18 protein-coding genes, 4 tRNA genes and 1 pseudogene are annotated in these 22,545 nt (G+C 71.5%); 19 read left to right on the forward strand and 4 right to left on the reverse strand.

What is annotated here, in order from left to right; genetic code table 11:
• Nucleotides 1-34: 34 nt before the first annotated feature.
• Nucleotides 35-877, reverse strand: a complete 843-nt coding sequence (locus ACYVD5_RS10000) for an aminotransferase class IV (protein ID WP_461000670.1) — start codon at nt 875-877, stop codon at nt 35-37.
• Nucleotides 878-1,344: 467 nt separating this feature from the next.
• On the opposite strand from ACYVD5_RS10000, the gene ACYVD5_RS10005 reads away from it, so the two are divergent.
• From ACYVD5_RS10005 to ACYVD5_RS10025, 5 genes are all read left to right on the forward strand, one after another.
• The gene (locus ACYVD5_RS10005) at nt 1,345-1,776 is read left to right on the forward strand and encodes a roadblock/LC7 domain-containing protein (RefSeq protein ID WP_461000671.1); all 432 of its coding nucleotides are present in this window, start codon (nt 1,345-1,347) and stop codon (nt 1,774-1,776) included.
• Between the two features lie 145 nt (nt 1,777-1,921).
• Nucleotides 1,922-1,993 (forward strand) — tRNA-Gly (locus ACYVD5_RS10010).
• Nucleotides 1,994-2,041: 48 nt separating this feature from the next.
• Nucleotides 2,042-2,113: transfer RNA gene (locus ACYVD5_RS10015), tRNA-Gly, on the forward strand.
• A 46-nt stretch (nt 2,114-2,159) separates the two neighbouring features.
• Nucleotides 2,160-2,231: transfer RNA gene (locus tag ACYVD5_RS10020), tRNA-Cys, on the forward strand.
• Nucleotides 2,232-2,260: 29 nt separating this feature from the next.
• Nucleotides 2,261-2,334 (forward strand) — tRNA-Val (locus ACYVD5_RS10025).
• Nucleotides 2,335-2,519: 185 nt separating this feature from the next.
• On the opposite strand, the pseudogene ACYVD5_RS10030 reads toward ACYVD5_RS10025, so the two are convergent.
• Nucleotides 2,520-2,738 (reverse strand): annotated as a pseudogene (locus ACYVD5_RS10030) (hypothetical protein); the annotation flags it as partial.
• Nucleotides 2,739-3,077: 339 nt separating this feature from the next.
• On the opposite strand from ACYVD5_RS10030, the gene ACYVD5_RS10035 reads away from it, so the two are divergent.
• The 9 genes from ACYVD5_RS10035 (at nt 3,078) to ACYVD5_RS10075 (ending at nt 12,343) form a co-directional block, all read left to right on the forward strand.
• Nucleotides 3,078-3,752, forward strand: coding sequence for a response regulator (locus tag ACYVD5_RS10035; protein ID WP_461000672.1), 675 nt, complete (start codon nt 3,078-3,080; stop codon nt 3,750-3,752).
• A gap of 139 nt (nt 3,753-3,891) precedes the next feature.
• On the forward strand, nt 3,892-4,788 hold the full coding sequence (locus tag ACYVD5_RS10040) for a universal stress protein (protein WP_461000673.1): 897 nt from the start codon (nt 3,892-3,894) through the stop codon (nt 4,786-4,788).
• Between the two features lie 223 nt (nt 4,789-5,011).
• Nucleotides 5,012-5,350 (forward strand): hypothetical protein, encoded by a 339-nt coding sequence (locus ACYVD5_RS10045; protein WP_461000674.1) that lies wholly within the window; start codon nt 5,012-5,014, stop codon nt 5,348-5,350.
• A complete protein-coding gene (locus ACYVD5_RS10050) occupies nt 5,332-5,988 on the forward strand; it encodes a CBS domain-containing protein (RefSeq protein WP_461000675.1) in 657 nt (218 codons plus the stop codon). Before ACYVD5_RS10045 ends, ACYVD5_RS10050 begins: the two co-directional genes overlap by 19 nt.
• A gap of 70 nt (nt 5,989-6,058) precedes the next feature.
• Nucleotides 6,059-6,772 (forward strand): CBS domain-containing protein, encoded by a 714-nt coding sequence (locus tag ACYVD5_RS10055; protein ID WP_461000676.1) that lies wholly within the window; start codon nt 6,059-6,061, stop codon nt 6,770-6,772.
• Nucleotides 6,773-7,016: 244 nt separating this feature from the next.
• Nucleotides 7,017-8,528 (forward strand): bifunctional aminoglycoside phosphotransferase/ATP-binding protein, encoded by a 1,512-nt coding sequence (locus ACYVD5_RS10060; protein ID WP_461000677.1) that lies wholly within the window; start codon nt 7,017-7,019, stop codon nt 8,526-8,528.
• A gap of 27 nt (nt 8,529-8,555) precedes the next feature.
• The gene (locus ACYVD5_RS10065; RefSeq protein WP_461000678.1) at nt 8,556-9,158 is read left to right on the forward strand and encodes a CBS domain-containing protein; all 603 of its coding nucleotides are present in this window, start codon (nt 8,556-8,558) and stop codon (nt 9,156-9,158) included.
• A 268-nt stretch (nt 9,159-9,426) separates the two neighbouring features.
• The gene (locus ACYVD5_RS10070; RefSeq protein ID WP_461000679.1) at nt 9,427-10,398 is read left to right on the forward strand and encodes an Acg family FMN-binding oxidoreductase; all 972 of its coding nucleotides are present in this window, start codon (nt 9,427-9,429) and stop codon (nt 10,396-10,398) included.
• Between the two features lie 250 nt (nt 10,399-10,648).
• Nucleotides 10,649-12,343 (forward strand): sensor histidine kinase, encoded by a 1,695-nt coding sequence (locus ACYVD5_RS10075; protein WP_461000704.1) that lies wholly within the window; start codon nt 10,649-10,651, stop codon nt 12,341-12,343.
• A gap of 26 nt (nt 12,344-12,369) precedes the next feature.
• Here ACYVD5_RS10075 and ACYVD5_RS10080 read toward each other — a convergent pair whose 3' ends face one another.
• On the reverse strand, nt 12,370-13,359 hold the full coding sequence (locus ACYVD5_RS10080; protein ID WP_461000680.1) for a universal stress protein: 990 nt from the start codon (nt 13,357-13,359) through the stop codon (nt 12,370-12,372).
• Nucleotides 13,360-13,649: 290 nt separating this feature from the next.
• Here ACYVD5_RS10080 and ACYVD5_RS10085 point away from each other — a divergent pair, with 290 nt between their 5' ends.
• The 5 genes from ACYVD5_RS10085 to ACYVD5_RS10105 all read left to right on the forward strand — a co-directional run bounded on the left by ACYVD5_RS10085 (nt 13,650) and on the right by ACYVD5_RS10105 (nt 19,494).
• A complete protein-coding gene (locus ACYVD5_RS10085) occupies nt 13,650-14,399 on the forward strand; it encodes a helix-turn-helix domain-containing protein (protein WP_461000681.1) in 750 nt (249 codons plus the stop codon).
• Nucleotides 14,400-14,502: 103 nt separating this feature from the next.
• On the forward strand, nt 14,503-15,051 hold the full coding sequence (locus ACYVD5_RS10090; protein ID WP_461000682.1) for a hypothetical protein: 549 nt from the start codon (nt 14,503-14,505) through the stop codon (nt 15,049-15,051).
• Nucleotides 15,052-15,361: 310 nt separating this feature from the next.
• Nucleotides 15,362-16,084 carry a CBS domain-containing protein gene (locus tag ACYVD5_RS10095; RefSeq protein WP_461000683.1) on the forward strand — a complete coding sequence of 241 codons (723 nt, stop codon included), beginning with the start codon at nt 15,362-15,364 and terminating at the stop codon, nt 16,082-16,084.
• Nucleotides 16,085-16,393: 309 nt separating this feature from the next.
• Nucleotides 16,394-17,104, forward strand: a complete 711-nt coding sequence (locus tag ACYVD5_RS10100; protein WP_461000705.1) for an HAD family hydrolase — start codon at nt 16,394-16,396, stop codon at nt 17,102-17,104.
• Nucleotides 17,101-19,494, forward strand: coding sequence for a glycoside hydrolase family 65 protein (locus ACYVD5_RS10105; protein WP_461000684.1), 2,394 nt, complete (start codon nt 17,101-17,103; stop codon nt 19,492-19,494). Before ACYVD5_RS10100 ends, ACYVD5_RS10105 begins: the two co-directional genes overlap by 4 nt.
• 151 nt (nt 19,495-19,645) lie before the next feature.
• Here ACYVD5_RS10105 and ACYVD5_RS10110 read toward each other — a convergent pair whose 3' ends face one another.
• Nucleotides 19,646-22,087 (reverse strand): heavy metal translocating P-type ATPase, encoded by a 2,442-nt coding sequence (locus ACYVD5_RS10110; RefSeq protein ID WP_461000685.1) that lies wholly within the window; start codon nt 22,085-22,087, stop codon nt 19,646-19,648.
• Nucleotides 22,088-22,545: the final 458 nt, after the last annotated feature.

Here is a 22,545-nt window from a genome sequence, read left to right on the forward strand (position 1 = left end):
ACGCACCGCGTATCCGGCGCCCGGCACCGGGTGCTCACGGATCGATGTCAGAGGCCGCACGCTCGAAGAACACATTCACAGTCTTGCTCGTGACCGGCCCGGGCGCCGCAGGCAACTCCCGGCCGTCGATGGCCCTGATGGGCTGCACATCGCGGCCTGAGGACGTCAGAAACGCCTCCGAGATCCGATCGAGATCCGGCATCGCGATATCGGTCTCGGTGCCCCCGGCCCACTCCAGGACCAGTTCGCGGGTGATACCCGCCAGAGGGCCCGCCGACAGGGGCGGGGTGAGCAACGCTCCGTCCAAGACCACGAAGACGTTGGTCCCGGTGCCCTCGCACAGGTTGCCCGCCGTGTTGGCGAAGACCGCCTCGCCTGCCCCGCGCCGGCGCGCGTGGGCCAACGCGAGCACGTTCTCCGCGTAGGAGGTCGTCTTCAACCCGGTCAGCGCACCGTTCTCGTTGCGAGTCCAGGGCACCACCGCCACATCGGCGGACTCAGCAGGAGGGCTGAGCGGGCCGACCGCCACCAAGCAGGTCGGCTCGCCGGGAGTGCGCTCCGATCCCAGCGGTCCGGCACCGGCGGTCACCGTGATACGCACCCGCGCCAGTTCGATGCCGGGATTGGCGTCCAGCGCCTGGCGCACACCGTCGGCTATGAGGTCGAGGTCGGGTTCGGGCAACCCGAGCCCGGCGGCGGAACGGGCCAGCCGGTTCAAATGCCGATTCAGCGCGAACGGCTGGCCGGCCACCCCCTTGACCGTCTCGAAGACGCCGTCCCCCACGGTGATGCCGTGGTCCAGGGCCGGTACCAGGGCGTCGCTCTCGTCGACGACCCGACCGCGGCCGAATCCCGCTCCGGCGATCCATACCCGCATGCTCGACTCCTCCTTCGCGCCTGTCGCCGCGGCTGATGGCGGCGGCACGCACCGGCGGTCCGGCGGAGCATACCGCCGGCCCGGCCGCGCATCCGCGCGCAGCACCGGTCCGCGTGGGGTAGATCCTGCCACTTCCACCGCCCGGGCGCGGGCTTGCCGCGTCGGCCGCGCCGGAGCCGGAAGCCCTGAAAGCCCGGCTGCGCAAGGCCTGTGACCAACTTTGGCCGTAGACCTATACGTGCCGGGCACCGCGGGTAACGTAGCGAATCACACCCGCCCCCGTCCTTTCGCACCAAGTTGCCATCCGTCCGACACGCCGCAGCAAACCACCTTTGTGGGTTACGAATGGCTATCATCTGGGCAACGCTTACGAGGACCCTCAGCCCCGGGGGTTCCGCGGACGCCTGCTCGCCCCTGCTCCGGGGGTCGATGCGGTCCGACCGAGACGACGACGGATCAAGAGAACTATGACCTCACAGAGCACCGCCGCAGGCGAGTTGAGCTGGCTGCTCGACGACCTCCTCACTCGCGCGCAGGGCACCCGGCACGCCATCGTGCTGTCCACCGACGGTCTGCTGATGGCCTCCTCCAGCCAACTGGACCGCTCCACCGCCGAACACCTCTCGGCGATCGCCTCCGGGCTGCACAGCCTGGCCGCAGGGGCCAGCAAGCAGTTCAGCGCGGGCGGCATCCGGCAGAGCATCATCGAGATGGACGACGCCTTCCTGTTCGTCGCCGCCGCCGGAGAGGGCGCCTGCATGGCGTTGCTCTCCGACACCGAGTGCGACGTCGGCCTGGTCGCTTACGAGATGAACAAGGTCATCCAGCGCGTCGGCCAATACCTCTCCGCCCCTCCCCGCCCCGACATGCCCACCTCCCCCGCCCACGTCGAACGCTGAAGCGCGCCCGCGCCAACCCCTCCCCCGGCCGGCGCCGCGCAGCCGCACCGCCTGCGCATTCGATTTCGTGCTCGCGCCGGATATCCGATAGAGTTCAACAACAGCGAAGGAGGCGCCCCGCCCCGAACGGGACACCTACCTCCGCGCGGACGTGGCTCAGTGGTAGAGCATCACCTTGCCAAGGTGAGGGTCGCGGGTTCGAATCCCGTCGTCCGCTCGGCGTGCACTGCACGCGCAGTAGCCGCGGGGCCTCCCCGCGGAAAAGGCGGACGTGGCTCAGTGGTAGAGCATCACCTTGCCAAGGTGAGGGTCGCGGGTTCGAATCCCGTCGTCCGCTCGGAGTAGCCGTTAGGGGACACTCAAGCGCCTCGGTCACGGCTCGCGGCGGAGTGGCCGAGTGGCTTAGGCAAGGGACTGCAAATCCCTGTACACGGGTTCGATTCCCGTCTCCGCCTCACCACTCGCACCCCCGGGTGCGGGCATCGGGCGGTTAGCTCAGCTGGTTAGAGCGCTACCTTGACACGGTAGAGGTCACTGGTTCGAATCCAGTATCGCCCACAAGAAACATCGCAGGTCAGAGGCCGTTCATCGGTCCTTTTCAGTTATCGCGGGCTCCGGTCGTGGAGCGAATCTGGAGACGATCTTGCTCCGGGACGGTCACGAAGCCCTCTTCGCACCCGGTGCACGGTAGTACTCACCGAGCCGTGGGACCTTCTCCACGGCCCACTCCCGCTCGGTTTCCTTCAGGGTGTGCAGGCTCCGTTGCCAGCGCTCCTCCAGCCGGCCCCGCCGGCGTTGGAGACGACGGCCACGTCGGGGCCGTCCGGGATGAGCCGGTGGGCAACCAGCGCGGCCACGCTGATCAGGTCACCGAGGATGTCGGTGGCGATGACGCCGGCCTGGCGGAACAACGCCTCCTGGGTGACCGCCGAGGTGCCCGCGGCCCCGGTGTGGGAGGCGGCGGCGCGCCGGGTGGGAGCGGCTGCGCGGCATCCCGGATGAGGTTGCCGGCCCGCGAACGCCCGAGCGGGGCCGTAGTGTCCGTGGGCTCGGGACTTCCGTCCCCGCTTTCACAGACCTGTGTCATCTGCGCACCGACCCGATTCCTGCGCTTTGCCTGGTGGGAGCTGATGGTCGGCGCATCGCGGAGTTCGCGGACGCCCCACCGCGGAGGTGCCCGCACCCGGCTGAACGGGTACAGGCACTCGGGACATGCAACACTGATGCGGTCACCGGTGCGGCGAATCCCAGGCCGCGCGGTGTCCTGGCGGCGGTGCCGCAGCCGAGCGAGGTGACCTGCCATGGCCGAGAACGACGGCCCCATCCGCGTGTTCCTGGTCGACGACCACGACGTCGTGCGGCGCGGCGTCGGCGCGCTGCTCAGCGACGAGGCCGACATCGAGGTGGTGGGCGAGGCCGCGAGCGCCGCCGAAGCGACCGCGCGCATTCCCGCGGCCCAGCCCGACGTGGCGCTGCTCGACGTGCGCCTGCCCGACGGCAGCGGTGTCGAGGTCTGCCGCGAGGTGCGCTCCGGCCTGCCCGATCTGTCCTGCCTCATGCTCACCTCCTACGCCGACGACGACGCGCTCTACGACTCGGTGATGGCCGGGGCCTCGGGGTATGTCCTCAAGCAGATCCACGGATCGGACCTGGTCGGCGCGATCCGCACCGTCGCCGCAGGAGAGTCCCTGCTCGATCCCCGCAGTACGGCCCGGATGATGCGCCGTATCCGCGAAGACGCCGATCGCAAGGACCCGCTGGCCGCGCTGTCGGACCAGGAGCGGCGCATCTTCGAACTGATCGGCGAGGGGCTGACCAACCGCCAGATCGGCGAGCACATCTTTCTGGCCGAAAAGACCGTGAAGAACTACGTCTCCAGCGTGTTGTCGAAGCTGGAGATGCAGCGCCGCACGCAGGCGGCCGCCTACGCCGCCCAACTGAAGTCGCGGGAGCCGCGCCGCCGCGGCTCCGAATGACGATCCGCGTCCGGTGACCCGAAGGTCCGCCTCCTTCCGGGTACAAGGTCCCGCGCGCCGTTGCCCTTGGCCGCTGCTTTCAACGGCGCCGCCTGCCTAGCGTCGGCACTGAGGACTCAGGCGAGGGCGGGAGGCTGTGATGAGCGGGAGAGCGGACGCGCCGGTTCTGGCGGCGGTCGACGGGACCGGGGGAAGTCTGCGCGCCCTGGACTGGGCGGTGGACGAGGCGTTGCTGCGCCACCGGCGGTTGCGCGCCGTCTACGCCTTCGACTGGCCGAATTACCACACGGTGCCTGCGGGCATACCGGACCTCTCGCTCGATGAGTTCGCCCGCCGCGTCGTCGAGCACGCCCGGGACCGAGCCCGCGAGCGGGCGCCGCACCTGCCGGTGGAGGTGGACTTCGCGGTGGGCGACGCCGCACCGATCCTGCTGCTGGAGGCGGCCGAGGCCGAACTGGCCGTCATCGGTTCACGCGGCCGCAGCCGCATCAACGCGGTACTGCTGGGCTCGACCGGGATGGAGTTGGCCGCCACCGCGCGCTGCCCCGTCGTGGTGGTTCCCGACCGCGACCCCAAACCCGCGGCGAAAAGGATCGTCGTCGGCGTGGACGGGTCGGCTTCGGCGGCCGCAGCGGCGGCCTGGGCCTTCGCCGCAGCCGCCGAACGCGGCGCGGTCCTACGCGCAGTCGCCGCCCACGGTTCGTTTTCCAGCGGGCGGCTGGGCTCATTCGAGGCTCCGGTCCACTACGGTTTCGACTCCGCCGAGGCCGCGGCCGCCACAGAGGAGGCCCGCCGCCGACTCTCGGAGTCGCTGGTCGGCCAGCGCGAGCACTTTCCGCAGGTCGCAGTGGAGGAGGCCGTGACGGCCGGGCATCCGGCCCGCGTACTGGCCGACGCGGCCGAGGACGCCGACCTGCTTGTGGTGGGCACCCGCGGGCGCGGCGGATTCGCGGGAATGCTGCTGGGCTCGGTGAGCCAGGCGGTGCTGAGCCACAGCCCGGTCCCGGTGGCGGTGCTGCGCGCGGAGGAGCGCTGAGCCGCACCTGCGCCCTGCGGGACGGGGCCGCGCCCGAGCGAGGGAGGACCCATCCGTCGTTTCGCCTCTCGACCCCGGTCCGAGTCATCCGAGCCATCGCGGTCGGCCCTAGGTCTCCCCGCCCCGGTACGAAGGTCCGCCCGCTGCGGGTCCGCGGCCACTGTCAGGCGGATGGCACACGGCGGAGTCTGGAATCAGGCAACGGAACGAAAGGACGCAGGTCATGACGACTTCGCACACACCCGCGGTACTGGTCACGGGCGGCGCCCGGGGCATCGGAGCCGCGACCGTGCGCGCCTTCCACGATGACGGCGCCGCCGTCATCGGCGACGTGCTGGACGAAGAGATCGGCGAAGACCACCCACCGTCGCAGGCGGCGGCCCTCGAAGTCCGCGTCCAGCGCTTGGAGACCGCCCTCGCCGAACTCTCCGCCGCCGTGGAGCGACTCGCGTCCCGCGCGGGCGCCGTCGCGGCCCCGGCGAGTGAGGCGGACGCCGAAGCGACGGACCACCCGCCGCGGCCACGACCGAAGGAGCAAGAACAGTGCTGGTACACGAGATGATGTCGGCGCCCGAAGTGCTGCTGACCCCCGACACCTCGACGCGCGAGGCGGCACGGCTGCTGGCCGAGAAACGCTGCGACAGCGCCCCCGTCGTCAGGTCGGACGGCGCGCTGGCGGGCGTCCTCACCGAAGGCGACCTGCTCGCCGACCACTTCGACACCGACGAGGACGCCTTCGCCCGGGGACTGAGCGAAGCGCCCGCGCCCGCCGTCCACAACGTCGGCGCGGCGATGACCCGTGCCGTGGTAACCGCCTCCGAGGACGGGGACGCCTGCGAACTGAGTCGGCGCATGTTCGAGACCCGGATCCGGTGCGTTCCGGTGCTGCGCTCAGGGACTGTGGTCGGCCTCGTGCGCGGCCGCGACGTCATGCGCCTGGTGCTGCGCCCCGACGCTGACATCCGCGCCGACGTCCACACCGCTATCGGCCGGCGCGTGCCCGAGGCCCGGGGCCTGGAGGTGACAGTCCACGACGGGACCGTCGAGATCACCGGCCCCGCGGCGCCGCCCGCACGCCGCACCATCGCGGAGCTGGCACAGGAGATCCCCGGAATCCGCACCATCGAGTTCTCCGGGCCGTCCGCCTCCGCGCAGCACGACCGCGCCGACCAGCAGACGAGAGCAGCCGACGCGGTCTAGGACTGCGACCCCCTATCGCCGGGGCACGCCGAAACACTCGCACAAGACGGGCACAGACAAGGAGGAAGCGATGCGAACAACGGTCGCCGACGTCATGAGGGACGAGGTCGCCTCGGTCACCGAGGACACCGGCTACAAGGAGATCGTGCACGGTCTGCTGGAGCAGCGGGTCAGCGCCCTGCCGGTCCTCGACGGAACGGGCCGCGTCACGGGTGTGGTCTCCGAGGAGGACCTCCTGCACAAAGAGGAGTTCAAGGACACCGACCGCGACGGCAACTACTGGCCGCCCCTACGCGCACGCCTGCGTGCCAAGCTCACCGGCGCTGGCATGCTGGTCGAACGCTCCGACGAGAAGGCCATTGCCACCACCGCTGCCCAGCTCATGACCAGCCCGGCGATCACCACCACCCCCCACACCTCGGTCGTGGAGGCCGCCCGGCTGATGGAGCGCCGCGGCGTCAAACGGCTGCCTGTCGTCGACGTCAACGACAGGCCGGTGGGCATGGTCGGCCGACGCGACTTACTGCGGGTTTTCCTTCAGAACGACGACGCCATCGCCGCCGCCGTCCAAGAGGAGATCGGCTTCCTCGCCGGCACGGTCAAAGGCACCGACATCACCGCCGCGGTCGAGGACGGAGCCGTCACCCTGACCGGCACGGTTAACCACCGAAGCACGACGCACGCACTCACCCGGTTGATCAACCGGATCGAGGGCGTGATCTCCCTTGACAGCAAGGTCACGTGGGAGACCGACGACCTTATGCCACCCTACGTAGGCCTATGAGAACTGCGTCCGGGCCTCCGTCGCCGGGACCGGTGTTCCGGCGACGGAGCGGGCGTCCCGCGCGGACCGTCCATACGTCCGCGCGGACCGGGCTATCGGCAGTGACGTTGGTCCCGACCGCCGACCTCCGGTTCCTGGCCCGGGCGGCAGCGCCCGGTGAACTGGGCCCGATGCCTTCGCGGGCGCGTCCGCATGGCCGACGAGGCAAGAGCAGCGGCGACCGCACCGAACAAGGACAGAACCCATGCCACCGACCGCCCAAACATTCATGCCCTATGCCGCCGTGCACGAGACCCACGCGGGCGTGGTCTTCCTCGTCGGAAACCGCGCCTACAAGATGAAGAAGCCCGAGGACTTCGGGTTCCTCGACTACAGCACCCGCGAACGGCGCCATGCCGCCTGCCATCGCGAGGTCCGACTCAACAGCCGGCTCGCGGCCGACGTATACGACGGTGTGTTCGACGTCACCGACGCCCGGGGGCGCCCTGTCGACCACCTGGTGGCCATGCACCGCATGCCCGATGCGCGACGACTGTCCACCCTGGTGCGCGATGGCTCCGATGTCGGTGCCCAACTGCGGCGCATCGCCCGCGTCCTCGCCGCCTTCCACGCCGGCGCCGACCGCGGCGACGAGATCTCCGTTCAGGGAGCCGCTTCCGCTCTGCGCGGACGCTGGAGCGACGGCTTCGCCCAGGTACGCGCGCTCCTGCAGGACGTGCTGGAGGGACGGACCGAGGAGATCGAGCGCCTGGCTCTGCGCTTCGTCGACGGACGGCACGCCCTGTTCGCATCCCGCATCGACCAGGGCCGCGTCGTCGACGGCCACGGCGACCTGCTCGCCGACGACGTCTTCTGCCTCGACGACGGACCGCGCATCCTGGACTGCCTGGAGTTCGACGACGCCCTCCGCTTCGTCGACGGCCTCGACGACGCCGCCTTCCTGGCGATGGACCTCGAACGGCTCGGAGCCGCCGAGGCCGCAGACTCCTTCCTGGACCGCTACGCCGACTTCGCCGGCGACCCCGCACCGACCGCCCTGCACCACCACTACATCGCCTACCGCGCGTTCGTGCGCGCCAAGGTGGCCTGCCTGCGCGCCCAGCAAGGTGGGCAAGGCGCCGCCGAGGAGGCCCGCCTCCTTGCGGACCTCTGCCTGCGGCACCTGCGTGGGAACGCGGTCCGGTTGGTCGTTGTCGGCGGCACCCCGGCCACCGGCAAGTCCACGCTCGCCGGGCAGATGGCCGACCGCCTGGGCATGGTGCGCCTGAGCAGCGACCGGATCCGCAAGGAACGCGCCGGGCTCGACCCGATGCAGTCGGCGGCCGCCGCCCACGGTGAAGGCCTCTACAGCGCTGAGACCACCGACACCGTCTACCGCGACCTGCTCGACCGGGCCCGCCGCCTGCTGGCCATGGGCGAGTCGGTGGTGCTGGACGCTTCCTTCGCCGACACACGGCACCGGAACGGCGCCCGGGACCTCGCGGAGGAGGCACGGGCGGACCTGACGGAGGTGCGCTGCACCGCACCCGCCGACGAGATCGATCGGCGCCTGAACCGGCGTGCGCACGAGTCCTCGGTCTCGGATGCCGACTCCCGGATCGCCCGGCCAATGGAGGCGTCCTTCACCGACTGGCCCGAGGCGGTCGTCGCCGACACCTCCAAGCAGGACCCCGCCGCCCCGGAAGACCTAATCCCCGGAGCGCCGGGAACGGGCCGCTCGCCGGCGACGCGTGGCAAGGGTGCGACCGAGCGCTGAGGGAACCGACATCTCCTAGGAGGCAACATGCTGGTCACTGACGTGATGACCGCGCCGCGCGCGGTGCTCTCCCCCGACGCCCCGGTGAGCCGGGCCGCCCGGCTGTTCGTTGAGCGCGATGCGACGGCCGCCCCGGTGCTCGACGACGACGGCGTCCTACTCGGCATCGTCACCGAGATCGACCTGCTGCGCGAGGGGTACGAACCCGATCCCCGCGCCTCCGCGTCGCCGGTGGCCGAACCCGGCTCGCCGCTGCCGGAGCGTGTCGCCGACGTGATGACATGCGACGTGGTCACGACGGCGGAGAACGCCGACGTGGCCGGACTGGTCGAATCGATGGTGCGCGACCGACTGCGGTGGGTGCCGATGGTGCGCGCCGGCCGCGTTGTGGGCATGGTCGGCCGCGGCGACCTGCTGCGTTTCCACTGGCGCCCCGACACCGGCGTCGCCGCCGACCTGCGCGCCGCGCTGGAAGCCGGTGCCCCCTACATGGAGCCATGGAGCGCAGAGGTGCACGAGGGAGTGGCGCATCTGGCCCGTACGGGAGCGACGTCGAAGCAGCGCCGTACGGCCGCGAATATCGCGCGGACGGTTCCGGGAGTCAGCCGTGTCGTCTTCGACCAGCCCTGAGGCGGGGCTGATGCGCTCCGGGCGCGGGCCGATGCCCCTGTATCACAGGCGGAGGAGCCGGCAGCCGTTTCGGACGGGACCTCCGGCACCCTTCTGACCAGCGTTGGACCCTGCCGACCCCGGCGGCGGTGGGGTGTGCTGGAGGTGACAGACCACACCGAATACGGCAACCGCCCATACCGGGCGCGAACCCGCGTCGGGCCGACCGCTCACTCCCGCAGGTGCGCGGTCCGCAACCGCGCACTACCACAGACGGAGTTGATGAACGATGGACTCACCCGACCTTTCCACCACCGGCCGCGAGGCCCTGCAGGGCGCGCTGCGAGCCGGGGAGCGTGCCCCGTCGGTGTGCAACAGCCGTCCCTGGATCCTCAGCGACGAGCGGGACCGCGTCTCCCTCATCGCCGACCCCGACAACCGGTTGGACGTCGCCGACCCGCAATCCCGGGAACTGGTCCTCAGCTGCGGCGCGGCGCTCTACAACATCCGAGCCGCCCTGCGCGCCGAGGGCATGGTGCCCGAGGTCGCGATCCTGCCCGACCCGGACCGCCCCGGCCGACTCGCCGAGGTCGCGGCGGGCCGTGCCGCCGAACCCGACGACGATACGCGCGCGCACGCCGCGGCCATCGCGCGGCGCCATACCCACCGCGGCCTCTTCGCCACCGATGTTGACGACGTCGCACTGGTGCGCGACCTGATCGCCGCCGCTGCTGCCGAGGGCGCCGCCCTGCTTCCGCTGACCGCTGAACCGCTCATCCGCTCCCTGGCGGGGCTGGTATCGGCCGCCGAGCACCTGCACCGCCACGAACGCACCCGATCCGACGAACTCGCCCGCTGGGTACGGCCCTCCGGCAGCCCATCGCCCGAGGGGGTGCACGCCGAAGACTTCCCCGCCGACCCCGATGGCACCCTCTTCTCCGGCCGTGACTACGGGCAGAAGCGCATCCGGGGCTTGCTCGACGCGCCGGGAGCGGTCACAGGCACCGTCGCGCTGCTGACCACGGCCGAGGACACCCGCAACGCCTGGCTGGCCGCGGGTCAGGCTCTGGAGCGGGTCCTGCTGGCGGCCACGGCAGAGGGGGTGTCGGCCGCATTCCACACCCAGCCGCTGGAGGAGCCCATCCTGCGGTCCTTCATCGCAGGACGGTTCTGCGAGGGTGCACACCCGCAGATGATCCTGCGGCTCGGGCGACCGACAACGCAGGGCGCCCGACCCGCCGATTCCCCGACGCCGCGATGATTCCGCGGCCCCGCCTCCCCGGCAACCGCGGGAGTACTTCACCTTCGACGCGATGAAGTCCGCGCCGTGCAGGCGACGCATTGTCACCAAATGATCTCCGTTTTTCCTAATCAGGGACGGAAGGCCGTTTCCCAGGGTGGACACCCCCGCCCTAGAATCGCACCAGGGGTACGGCCGCGATCCTGTCTCGCGGCGCGCACCGGCCTCTCGGAGGTGAAGCGTGTCCGACGAGGATCCCGAAACGGAACACATGCGGATGCTCATTCCGCAGATGCAGCTCGACCAACTGCTCTCCGAACTACAGAACCGCCTTAGCGCCGTCATGCTGACCCGCGACCGGGTGCACTCGCTACTCAACGCGGTCGTCATGATCGGCACCGGCCTGGATCTGGAGACGCTGCTCCGCCGCATCGTCGAGGCCGCCATGGACCTGGTCGAGGCCCGTTACGGCGCGCTAGGGGTCATCGGCAACGACGGGGAACTGGAGCGGTTCATCCCCGTCGGCCTCAGCGAGGAGCAGATTGCCGCCATCGAGCACTGGCCCCAGGGGCGGGGCATTCTCGGGCTGCTGATCAAGGAACCGCAACCGCTGCGCCTGCGCGACCTGGCCGACCACCCCGAGTCCCGCGGGTTTCCCGCGGGCCATCCGCCGATGCGCGGGTTCCTGGGTGTTCCAGTCCGCGTGCGCGACGCGGTCTTCGGCAACCTCTACCTCACCGAGAAGACCGGGGGCGCCGACTTCGACGAGGACGACGAGGCCATCGTGGTGGCGCTGGCGACGGCCGCGGGCGTGGCCATCGAGAACGCCCGGCTCTACGAAGAGACGCGGCGCCGCGAGACGTGGCTGGCCGCCTCCGATGAGATCACCACGCGTCTACTGACCGGTGCCGACCCCGACGAGGTGCTGCACCTGATCGCACGTAGAGCACGCAGCATGTCCGACGCCGACCTGGTGGCCATCGCGGCGCCCGGGCAAGCAAACGAGCAGCTGAGCGTCCGCGTGGCCGATGGGCCCGACGCGTCCTCCATCCACGGGCGGACCGCGGTGATCGAGGGCACTCTGACGGGGCGGGCCTTCCGCAGCGAGGAGCCCGTTAGCACCGACATCAGCCGTCCGCAGAGCGAGCCCGCGCCCCTCCTGGAAGGGCTGGGTCTGGGGCCGGCGCTGCTGGTGCCGCTGGGCACGGGCGAAAACGCACGCGGCGTGCTCGTACTGGGCCGCAGCGCAGGCGCGGCACCGTTCCCACCGACGGCTGTGCGCCTGCTGCATACCTTCGTCGGCCACGCGGCGGTTGCCCTGGAACTGGCCGAGGCGCGCAGCGACGCCGAGCGGCTGGGCATCCTGGAGGACCGCGACCGCATCGCCAAAGACCTGCACGATGTCATCATCCAGCGGATGTTCGCCATCGCCATGTCGCTGATGGGCTGCGTGCGCCGAATCGAGGCCCCCGAGCCCGCCCAGCGCGTACAGCAGGCCGTCAACGACCTGGACGACACCATCCGCCAAACCCGCTCGACCATCTTCGCGCTGCAGCACGCAAGCGACGACCGCCCCTGGCTGCGCAACCAGATCCTGGACGTGGTCAACGCCGCAACCGAACCGCTGGGGTTCTCGGCCAACCTGCGCCTGGAAGGTCCCATCGACAGCCGCGTGCCCGACGACGTCGGCGAGCACGTGCTCGCGGTTCTGGGCGAGGCACTGTCCAACATCGCCCGCCACGCCGACGCCTCCCGAACGCAGATCCGCGTGCTGGTCGACGACGCTGTGATGGTGGAGGTCGAGGACGACGGCACGGGCCTGCCCGAAGGGGGCAGACGCAGCGGATTGACCAATCTCGCCGACCGCGCCGCCCGATGCGGCGGCACATTCGAAGCCACCCGCCGCCCCGGCGGCGGCACCCGGTTGTGCTGGCGTGCCCCGGTCGACGAGGAGGACCTCCCCTGAGGGCGGCCGCTGCCGACACGCGCGATTCAGTGGTGAGCGCCCCCCTCAAGCTGCGGGCGGACCACTGCCACCGGCGCCGGGGCATGGTGCAGCACCGCCTGACTCACGGAGCCGAGCAGCAACCCGGCGAATCCGCCGTGCCCGCGCGAGCCGACCACAATGAGGTCGGCGCCGGCGCCCTCGGTGAGCAGTGCGTGTGCGGGGTGGTCCTCGACCACGGCGATACGGACCGGCACGTCGGCGGTGTCGGCGCTGCGCGCCTCCTCCACCATTGTGCGGACGTGCTTGTCGGCGCGGGAGGCGGCGTGCTCGCGGTCGGCGACGTAGGCCGAGGCCGTAAAAGCCGTGGCGTCCATGGGCGTGGGAATCGTCCAGGCGTGCACGGCGACCAGCCGAGCCCCGATGCGGAAGGCGTGGTCGAAGGCGAAGCGCAGCGCCGCGTCCGCGCCCGTGGAGCCGTCCAGCCCCACGACCACGGTCCTGCCGCCCTCGTACCCGCTGGCCGCCTTGCCGTCCTCCGCATCCGCGGGCTCGGGTACCACCGCGACGGGGCAGGGGGCATGGGCGCTGGTCCGGATACTCACCGACCCCAGCAGCACCGAAGCGAAGCTGCCCAGGCCGCGAGAGCCGACGACCACCATGGGGGCCGTGCGCGCGCCCGCGAGCAAAGCCGGGACCGGTTCCAACGAAGAGATGCGGGTCCCTACGTCCAGGCCGGGCCGGGTTTCCGCGACGCGGCCGGCGGCCTCGTGCAGCAGGCGCTCGGCCCAAGCGGTGACTTCCGCTGAGGGCGCCACTCGGATGGTCTGGCCGAACGGTGCGGCAAGCACCGACATGCTGAGCGCGTGTATCAGGAGCAGACCCATGCCGCGGTCGGCGGCTGCCCTGGCCGCCCAGTCCAGCGCCGCTCGACTGGACGGCGAGCCGTCGACGCCGACGACGATGCGGTTCGCGTAGCGCTGCTCCTCGTCCGAGTCGACGCTGCCGGCGGCGTGCGTGTGTTCCGTGCTGTTCATCGTGTGGTCCTCTCAAGCGCCGTGGCGCTGCGGCCCTGCTTCTCGGCGGTGCTGCCCCGGCCGCGGGCGGCGGCCACCACCGAGAACCAGTCTCGAGCGCGGCACCCCCACTGCGTTAGCGCCATGATTCCCGCAACCGTGGGGCCTACGTCCCGAACTCCCCGGCACATCGGGGGACCTACGGCCCCCTCCGAGGGGAGCGACGCCCCATGGCATGTCCTCCGCCACCGGCGCGACGATGCAGTTGAGGGCACATTGAGCCGTAAGAACGGTGAAGGCAGAGGTAGGCGATGAATGAAAAGCACAAGACGGACGGCGGCGACATGTCACGCCGGATCACCCAACGCCGGTCGGAATTGGGGTTGACGCGAGACGAGGTGGCCGAGCACGCCGGCATGGACCCCGGCTACGTGCGATACCTGGAGGAGCACCCGGCACGCTTGAGCCGGGACTCGCTGTACCGACTGTCGCAAGCGCTGCGCACGTCCCCTGCCCACCTGCTGGGCGCCGACACCGACACCCCGCCCGGCGCCTCCTCCACCGCCGCGCCCGAACCGCAGATCCGCGCGCTCTCCGCCGGCGAGTGCCGGGAGCTGATCGAACCGGGCGGCATCGGCCGCGTGGCGTTCACCGAGGCCGCCGGCGCCGCTCCGACCGTTCTGCCGGTCAACTACGGCCTCAGCGACGACGCGGTGGTCTTCCGTACCGCCGCAGACGGGATCATCGCCCGGCACGCCTCCGGGCCGATGAGCTTCCAGGTCGACCGGCTCGACGACACCATGAGCGAAGGCTGGAGCGTGCTCGTAGCGGGGCATGCCCGCCTCGTAAAGGACGCGGCCGAACTGGGCGCCCTGCGCGAGCACCACTCCCTGCGCCCGTGGGCGGGCGGCGACCGCGAAGCCTGGGTCCGCATCGAGGCCGAGCAGATCACCGGCCGCCGCGTCGGCGGACGCGCTGCGCACAAGCCGGGCGGTCCGGTGTCCGTCACGGCGCCGCCCCGGCCCCGCGGGGCGGGCGAGGGGCCCATGCCTCGGCGCTGAGGGGACCTCGGTCCCGACGCGACGGTGCCCTCGCCCCTGCCGGCCCCAGGGGGATCCGGCGTTCTATGGACCCACCATCGCAGGCCCCCGAAAGGACATGGACATGGCCTCATACAACATCCACCGGACACCCGCAGGGGCCGATGCCGACCGCGACATCGCCGGCTCCCGGGCGGTCCGCGCGGTCTTCGCCACCGCCCGGCTCGCGATCGGCTGGACCTTCCTGTGGGCCTTCCTCGACAAGCTACTCGGGCTGGGGTTCGCCACTCCCATCGAAGAGTCCTGGGCCGAGGGTGGAAGCCCGACCCAAGGGTTCCTGGCCGAAGCCACCGCGGGACCGCTCGCCGGGATCTACCGGTCCTTCGCCGGCGCCGCCTGGGCCGACTGGCTCTTCATGCTCGGCCTGCTGGGCATCGGCCTGGCCTTCCTGCTGGGCATCGGTATGCGCATCGGCGCGGCCGCAGGCGCGCTGATGCTGGTGCTGATGTGGAGCGCCGTCCTGCCCCCGGAGAACAACCCGTTCATAGACGACCACCTCATCATGGCGCTGACTATGGTCGGCCTCGCCCTGATCAATGCCGGCGACACCGCCGGGCTCGGCCGCCGGTGGGCTGACCTGGCCGCCGTCCGCCGCCATCCGGCCTTGCGCTGAGCCGAAGCGAACCGGGGACGCGCCGTCAGGCGGCCTCGCCGTCGGTGGCCAGGTGGCTGCGATCGCCCCGAGACGAGGTCTCGATCACCTCGATGCGGATTTCCGCGTTGGTCATACTGATCGCTTCGTGACGGTCGTGCCGTCGGTCGGCGGCCGGTGGGACCGAGGTCCCTTGCTCGCAAGTACCTAGGCCGCGTGTCTGCGGGCGGGCCGCCCCTGTCCGCAGGACCCGGTACCGGCGGATCGTGGAGACGTGAAGCGATAAGCCACGGAAGCCCGAAGGGCATCGTGGCGGAAACGGGGGGACGAGATGGACAGTACAGTCGGCGACGTCATGACGACCGGCGTCGCCACGATCGATCAGGCCGCAGGTTACCGGGATGCCGTCCATACACTGATGGAGACGCGGGTCAGCGCCTTGCCGGTGCTCGACGCGGACCGCCGCGTGGTGGGCGTCCTCAGCGAGGAGGACCTCCTGCACAAGGAGGAGTTCGCGAACGACGACACGTCGCGCGCCTACCGGCCGCCGGCCCGAGCCCGTGTGCGTGCGCGGCTCGCGGGAGGCGGCCTGCTGACCGAACCCGCCGACGAAAAGGCGGCGGGCACGACCGCCGCCGAGCTGATGACCCGCCCGGCGGTCACGGTGGCGCCGACCGCGTCGGTGGTCGAAGCCGCGCGGCTCATGGAGAAGCACGGTGTCAAGCGGCTACCAGTCGTCGACGGCGACGGTCGGCTCCTGGGCATCGCCGCCCGCCGGGACCTGCTTCGGGTATTCCTGCGCACGGACGGCGACATCACCGAAGCAGCCGAGCACGAGATCGGCGTCGCGACGAGCGCGGTCAACGGAACCGCGGCAGCCGCTTCGGTCCAGGACGGCGTGGTCACGCTCACTGGTTCTGTCCTGCACCGCAGCACCGCCGAGTGCTTGGCCCGGATGACCGCGGGCCTGGAGGGCGTGGTGTCGGTCGACAACCGCATCACTTGGCAGATCGACGACGTCCTGCCGCCCTACATCATGTGGCGCACCCTCTGATGGGTTCGACGGCCCGGCCACGTATGGCCGGAACGCGGCGAAGCGGGCGGCCTCGGCCACGACAGAGGACTCGACGGGCCGCGAGGCCGTGCAGACACGGGCTTCGGACGCCCTGCAAGGCGTCCGATGTCCCTGGTCGGACGCCCGAAGTTTCGGTGGAATTGGAGGGAGGACGTGCGGCGGCCATTGGATCGGCGGTCGGCACGGCGACAGCGCCGCCCGCCAGGCGGCCCGGGGAGAGGAGGCGACGTGGAGCACACGAGTGACGCGGTGATCGCGCCGGGGGAGATCACAGCGGCGGCCTTCGACATGGACGGCGTCGTCACCGACACCGCCTCCGTCCACGCGGCCGCCTGGAAGCGCACCTTCGACGACTTCCTGCGCACCCACCCGAGCGCCGAGGACGGACGATACATCCCCTTCGCGTTGCGCGACGATTACCTGGCCTACGTCGACGGCCGCTCCCGGCTGGACGGCGTGCGCACCTTCCTCGCCTCGCGCGGCATCACCCTGCCCGAAGACGGACCCGACGCCGACCCCCAGGCCCTGACCGTCGCCGCGCTCGGCGACCGCAAGGAGCGCTACTTCCTTGACTACGTCCGCACCTACGGAGTTACCGCCTACCCGTCCACGATCGCGCTGCTCGAATCCCTGCGCCAGGCGGGTACGCGGACAGCGGTCGTCTCGGCGAGCCGCAACTGCGCTGTGATCGTCAAAGCGGCCGGCGCCGGCCATCTCTTCGACGTTCGCGTCGACGGGCGCGACGCCGAACGGTTGGGCCTGTCCGGCAAACCCGACCCCGCCTTGTTCCTGGAGGCCGCCCGACGGTTGGGTACGCCTCCCGCCCGCACCGCCGTCGTCGAGGACTCCCTGGCCGGGGTGGAAGCCGGGGCGCGGGGCGGCTTCGGCCTGGTGGTCGGAGTCGACCGGGCCGGGCAGGCCGCGCAGCTCTACACCCGCGGCGCCCACGTCGTGGTCTCCGACCTTGCCGAGTTGTCGGTGGCCGAGGAGCGCGCATGAGCGCCTGGACACTGACCTACGACGGCTTCGATCCTGGCCAGGAGGGCCTGCGCGAGGCGCTGTGCACGCTCGGCAACGGCTACTTCGCCACCCGCGGCGCCGCCCCGGAGGCCCGCGCCGACGGCGTGCACTACCCCGGCACCTACATCGCCGGCTGCTACAACCGCACCACCTCCCGGATCGCGGGCCAAGAGGTGGAGAACGAGGACATGGTCAACGCGCCCGACTGGCTGCCGCTGACCTTCCGCATCGACGGCGGCCCATGGCTGGGCGAGGACGGTGCCGAGGCGGAGGGGCAGCGCCTCGAACTGGACATGTGCGGGGGTGTGCTCACGCGCACTTTCGACTACCGCGACAGCGCCGGCCGCACCACCCGCGTCCGCCAGCGCCGCCTCGTCTCCATGGCAGAGCCGCACCTGGCGGCGTTGGAGACCGAGCTCACCCCGCTGGACTGGGGCGGCACACTGGAAGTGCGGTCTGCGCTGGACGCAACCGTGACCAACGCCGGAGTACAGCGCTACCGGGAGCTGAACGGCCGCCACCTCGTGCCGCGGGGCACCGGAGGCGCCACGCCGGCGGAGATGTGGCTTCGCTCGCAGACCAGCGCCTCGGGGATCGGCATCGCGTTCGCGGCACGCACACGCGTCACCGGCGGCCCGGCCCCGTACACGGCGGCTACCGACTCCCGGCCCGACCGCATCAGCTGCAACCTGGAGATCGAGGCCGTCCGCGAACGCCCGGTGACCGTGGAGAAAACCGTCGCGCTGCACACCTCCCGCGACCACGCCATCAGCGACGCCCTCACCGCCGCGCGCGCCTCACTCGCCCGGGCCGACGGATTCGCCGACCTGCTGGAGGCCCATACGCTGGCCTGGCGCCACCTGTGGCGGGATTTCGCGATCGATGTCGGCGACACCGACGACCGCCGGATCCTGCGCCTGCACCTGTTCCACCTGCTGCAGACCCTCTCGCCGCACACCGCCGACCTGGACGTCGGCGTGCCGGCCCGGGGCCTGCACGGCGAGGCCTACCGGGGCCACGTCTTCTGGGACGAGCTGTTCGTATTCCCACTGCTGAACCTGCACCTGCCCGAAACCGCGCAGGCGCTGCTGCGCTACCGGTGGCGCCGACTCCCCGAGGCGCGCGCCGCCGCTTCGGCTCAAGGCCTACGCGGGGCCCTGTTCCCCTGGCAGAGCGGCAGCGACGGCCGGGAGGAGACACAGCGGCTGCATCTCAACCCGCGCTCGGGACGCTGGCTCAGCGACCGGTCGCACCTGCAGCGCCACGTCGGCATCGCGATCGCCTACAACGTCTGGCAGCACTACCGGGTCACCGGCGATGCCGCCTTCCTGGAGGACTTCGGCGCGGAGCTGCTGCTGGAGATCGCCCGCGCGCTCGCCGACCTGGCCGCCTACGATCACCGCCTGGGCCGTTATGTCCTCCGCGGGGTGATGGGGCCCGACGAATACCACGACGGCTACCCGGATCGCCAGGAACCGGGACTGGACGACAACGCCTACACCAACGTCATGACCGTGTGGGTGCTGCAGCGGGCGCTGGAGGTTCTGGAGGAGCTGCCCGCGACGGCCCGGCTTCAGCTGAGGGAGCGGATCGGGCTGGCGTCGACCGAAACGCGGCGTTTCGGCCGCATCGCCACCCGAATGCGGGTGCCGTTCCACGACGGCGTCATCACCCAGTTCGCCGGTTACCAGGAGCTGGCCGAGCTCGACTGGGCCGCCTACCGGGCCCGCTACGGCGACATCCGCCGCCTCGACCGCATCCTTGAGGCCGAGGGCGACAGCTGCAATCGCTACCGCGCCTCCAAGCAGGCCGACGTGCTCATGCTGTTCTTCCTTCTCTCGGCCGACGAACTGCGGGGCATCCTGCGCGGGCTGGGCTACGGCGACCGCGCCGACGATCCCGAGCTCATCCCCCGCACCGTCGACTACTACCTGGCCCGCACCTCCCACGGCTCCACCCTCAGCGCGGTCGTACACTCCTGGGTGCTTTCCCGCACCGACCGCGCGGCGTCCTGGCACTTCCTGCATGAGGCGCTGCGCTCCGACATCGACGACTCCCAAGGCGGTACCACCGCCGAAGGCATTCACCTCGGGGCGATGGCCGGCACCGTCGACGTGCTCATCCGCTGCTACACCGGCCTGTCCACCCAGGACGGGGTCCTACATCTGAGCCCCGCCCTGCCGCCCGAACTGCCGCAAGTCTCCTTCCAGCTGCGCTACGCCGGGCACCACGGCGTCCGCCTCGCCATCAGCGCCACCGAGGTGCAGGTGACCGTACCCCCTTCAGGGCTGCCGCCGCTTGCCATCGAGTGCCGTGGCCGCTCTGCCGCCGTCGCCCCGGGCACAACACGCGTCCTACCCACCCGGTAAGGACTCCTTGCCCGGGACCGCCGGCCATCCGGCCGCCAGCCCGTCGGTGCGGAGGATCCCATCGACGACCGCAGTCGACCCCGCCAACTCCGCGACAAGTTCTGCTGTACCTCCCCTTGCCGCTGGCCCGCTCTCCGAATCCGGTCCCCGGCTACCGCTCCCCCACTGCTCCCCCGCGCGCGCTCCTCCGGCGCCACCAACGTTCCCGCCGCGGGGCGTCCTCCTCGGCAAGGGAATGGTAGCCCTCCTCTTCCTGCGCGAAGTGCAGCTCAAGGAGCGCGTGCAGCTCCACCAACTCCCTTTCCAGCTCCCGCCGCGCCGTCGCCTGCCGAGCCGGCGCAGTCACCGCTTTCGCGCGCAGCCGTGCGGTCAGCTCACGGATCCGGCGCAGCCGGGCCGAGATGTCGGCATGCGCCCGGCTCATCGTTCCGGTCGGATCCCGGCCACCGAGGACTTTGGCCACCTCAGGGTAGAGCAGCCGCTCGTCGTCGCGCTCGTGCTCGGCCAGGTCGCGAACGAACGCGTCGATCTCGTCGAGTGCGGCGGCGACGGGCGGGACCCCCTCTGATCCGGCGACCGCACCGGCCAGGTGCGGCAGCCGGCGCACACGCGGCCGCAACCGGCGGTGCTCCTCGTCGAGGCGGCGGACGAGTTCGGCGCTGTCACCGGTCAAGCGCGGCACTGTTCCTCCATCCGCGGGCCCGCCCAAGGAGCGCAGCGCGTTGGCGATCACGGCGACGTCGATGCCCTCCTGCAATAGGGCCCCGGCCGCGGGCGGCAACCATCCGGCGGCGGCGACCAGCATGGCCACCAGCGACATCCCCATACCGGCCAGGGCGCTCTGCCGGGCGATGCTGCGTGACCTGCGGGCGATCGTCATGGCTTCGGCCAGACGCTCCAGCCGGTCCACCGTGATGACGACGTCGGCGGCCTGGGACGACGCAGCGGCGCCGCGCGCGCCCAGCGCGACCCCGACGCCGGCGCCGGCCAAGGCCGGCGCGTCGTTGACACCGTCGCCCACCATGACGGTGGCCGCCCGTTCGCTCTCACGGCGCACAAAGGCGACCTTGTCCTCGGGCGTCTGCTCGGCGCGGACCTCGTCGGCCCCGACGAGGTCGCCGATCGGCCCGGCGACGTCGGCGCGGTCTCCGGTCAGCATCACGGCCCGGTCGACTCCGGCCCGGTGCAGCAGCCGGAGGGTCCGCGGGGCGTCGCGGCGCAGCGGGTCGTCCAGCAGCAGCGCCCCGGCGATGTCTCCGTCGACCGCCACGAATACGCTCGTCACCCCGGCCGTGGCGGCGTCGCCGCGGACGTCGTGGACCCAGCTCGGCGGCGGCCGGCCGGCCATCACCCACGGGAGCTTGCCGACCGCGACTTCGCGGCCGTGCACTCGCCCCCGCACGCCTTGGCCCGGGACCTCCGACACGCCGTCGGGCAACTCCAGCGCTACGCCCGCATCCGTCGCGGAGGCGACGATGGCCGACGCCAGCACATGTGCCGATGCCTGGTCGAGCGACGCCGCGAGGCGGAGCACCTCCTCCTCGGTCGACGGGGCCTCCGGCCCGATCTCCACCCCGCTGAGCCGAGGCCGACCGGCTGTCACCGTTCCCGTCTTGTCGAAGAGCAGGACCCGGGCACGGGCGAGGCGTTCGAGTGCACCCCCGCCTTTGACGATCACCCCGCGGCGCGCCGCCCGGGAGAGCCCGCCGGTGAAAGCGATGGGGGCGGCGAGGATCAGCGGGCAGGGGGTCGCCACCACCAGTACCGCAACCGCCCGGGTCGGATCCGCCGATAGCAGCCATGCGGCGCCGGCCAGGATCAGGGTGACGGGCAGCAGGAGCACAGCGTAGCGGTCGGCCATGCGAACGAAGGGAGCGCTGCGCGCGCGTGCCTCGCGCGCCAGGCGGACGATGCCGGCGTAGGTACTCGTCTCCGCGTCGGCGTCGGCCCGGAGGGTGAAAGGGTCCCCGGCGTTGACAGTGCCGCTGGCGGCACTGTCCCCAGCGGGACGCTCGACCGGCAGCGGCTCGCCGGTCACGGCGGATTCGTCAAGGAGGGCGACCGCGCCGCTCGCGCCCTCCGTCCCCCGCTGCGGTTCCTCCCCTGCGGCGCCGGGCAAGTCCCGGTGCGCGTCCAGCCCCTGGACCCGGCCGTCGACCGGCACCACCTCGCCCGAGCGGACCAGCAGCAGATCGCCCGGGCGCACCTCGGCCACGTCGACTGTGGCGAGCCCTCCACTCTCCCGCCGGTGGGCGGTTCGGGGCGCGCGCGACAGCAGCGCACCCAGGTCGCGCCGCGCCCGGCCCTCAGCGTGGCGCTCCAGCATCCGGCCACCGGTGAGCATCACCGCGATGACCGCGCCGGCCAGGTACTCCTGCACGGCGACGGTACCGACGAGCGCCAGTGCGGCGATGACGTCGGTGGCTCCGCTCCGTGCCCGTATCCCCTCGACCAGCCACCACACGGCCGGCACCAGCGCGGTCGCGGTGGCGGCCAACCACAGGGCGCGCGCAATCGGCGGGGCGAAGGGCCACACAGCGCCGCCGGCAACAAGGCCCAGCAGGCACAAGCTGAATAGGACGAGGGTCGGCATCGCTGCCGACCGGTCCTCCGGTTCGCTGGGATCCGAGACCTCCGTCGCGGGGCCCGGGCCAGCGGCCCCCGGGTCCGGGCGTGGAGAGTCCGGCATCATCGGCACCCCCTCTGTCGTGGGCGACGCTCTGCTCCCTCGGCCGCTTGGTCCCGCTCTCCCGTCCACCGGCCTTCATACGCCGTGCACGCGCCTGATGTTCATGTCCTTACCCGTACGGGCTAGGACCTCGCGGGCGCGGTCGCGCATTCCCGGACCGAGCCGCGGGAGCCGCCGCGCGGCCGTTCGCGATCACGTCGTGCCCCAGTCTTCGCCTATGGTGATCACCCCATGGCCATGACGGCGCCGACCGCGCAGGCACGGTTCGCCTTGGCCGATACACGTAGACGAGCTTGACCGCTCCGACGTTCGCTTCCTTGACCGATCTCCCTCACTGGTGCTCTCGGCCGAAGTCTGCGGCG

The sequence above is a fragment of the Streptomonospora sediminis genome (assembly GCF_054778995.1).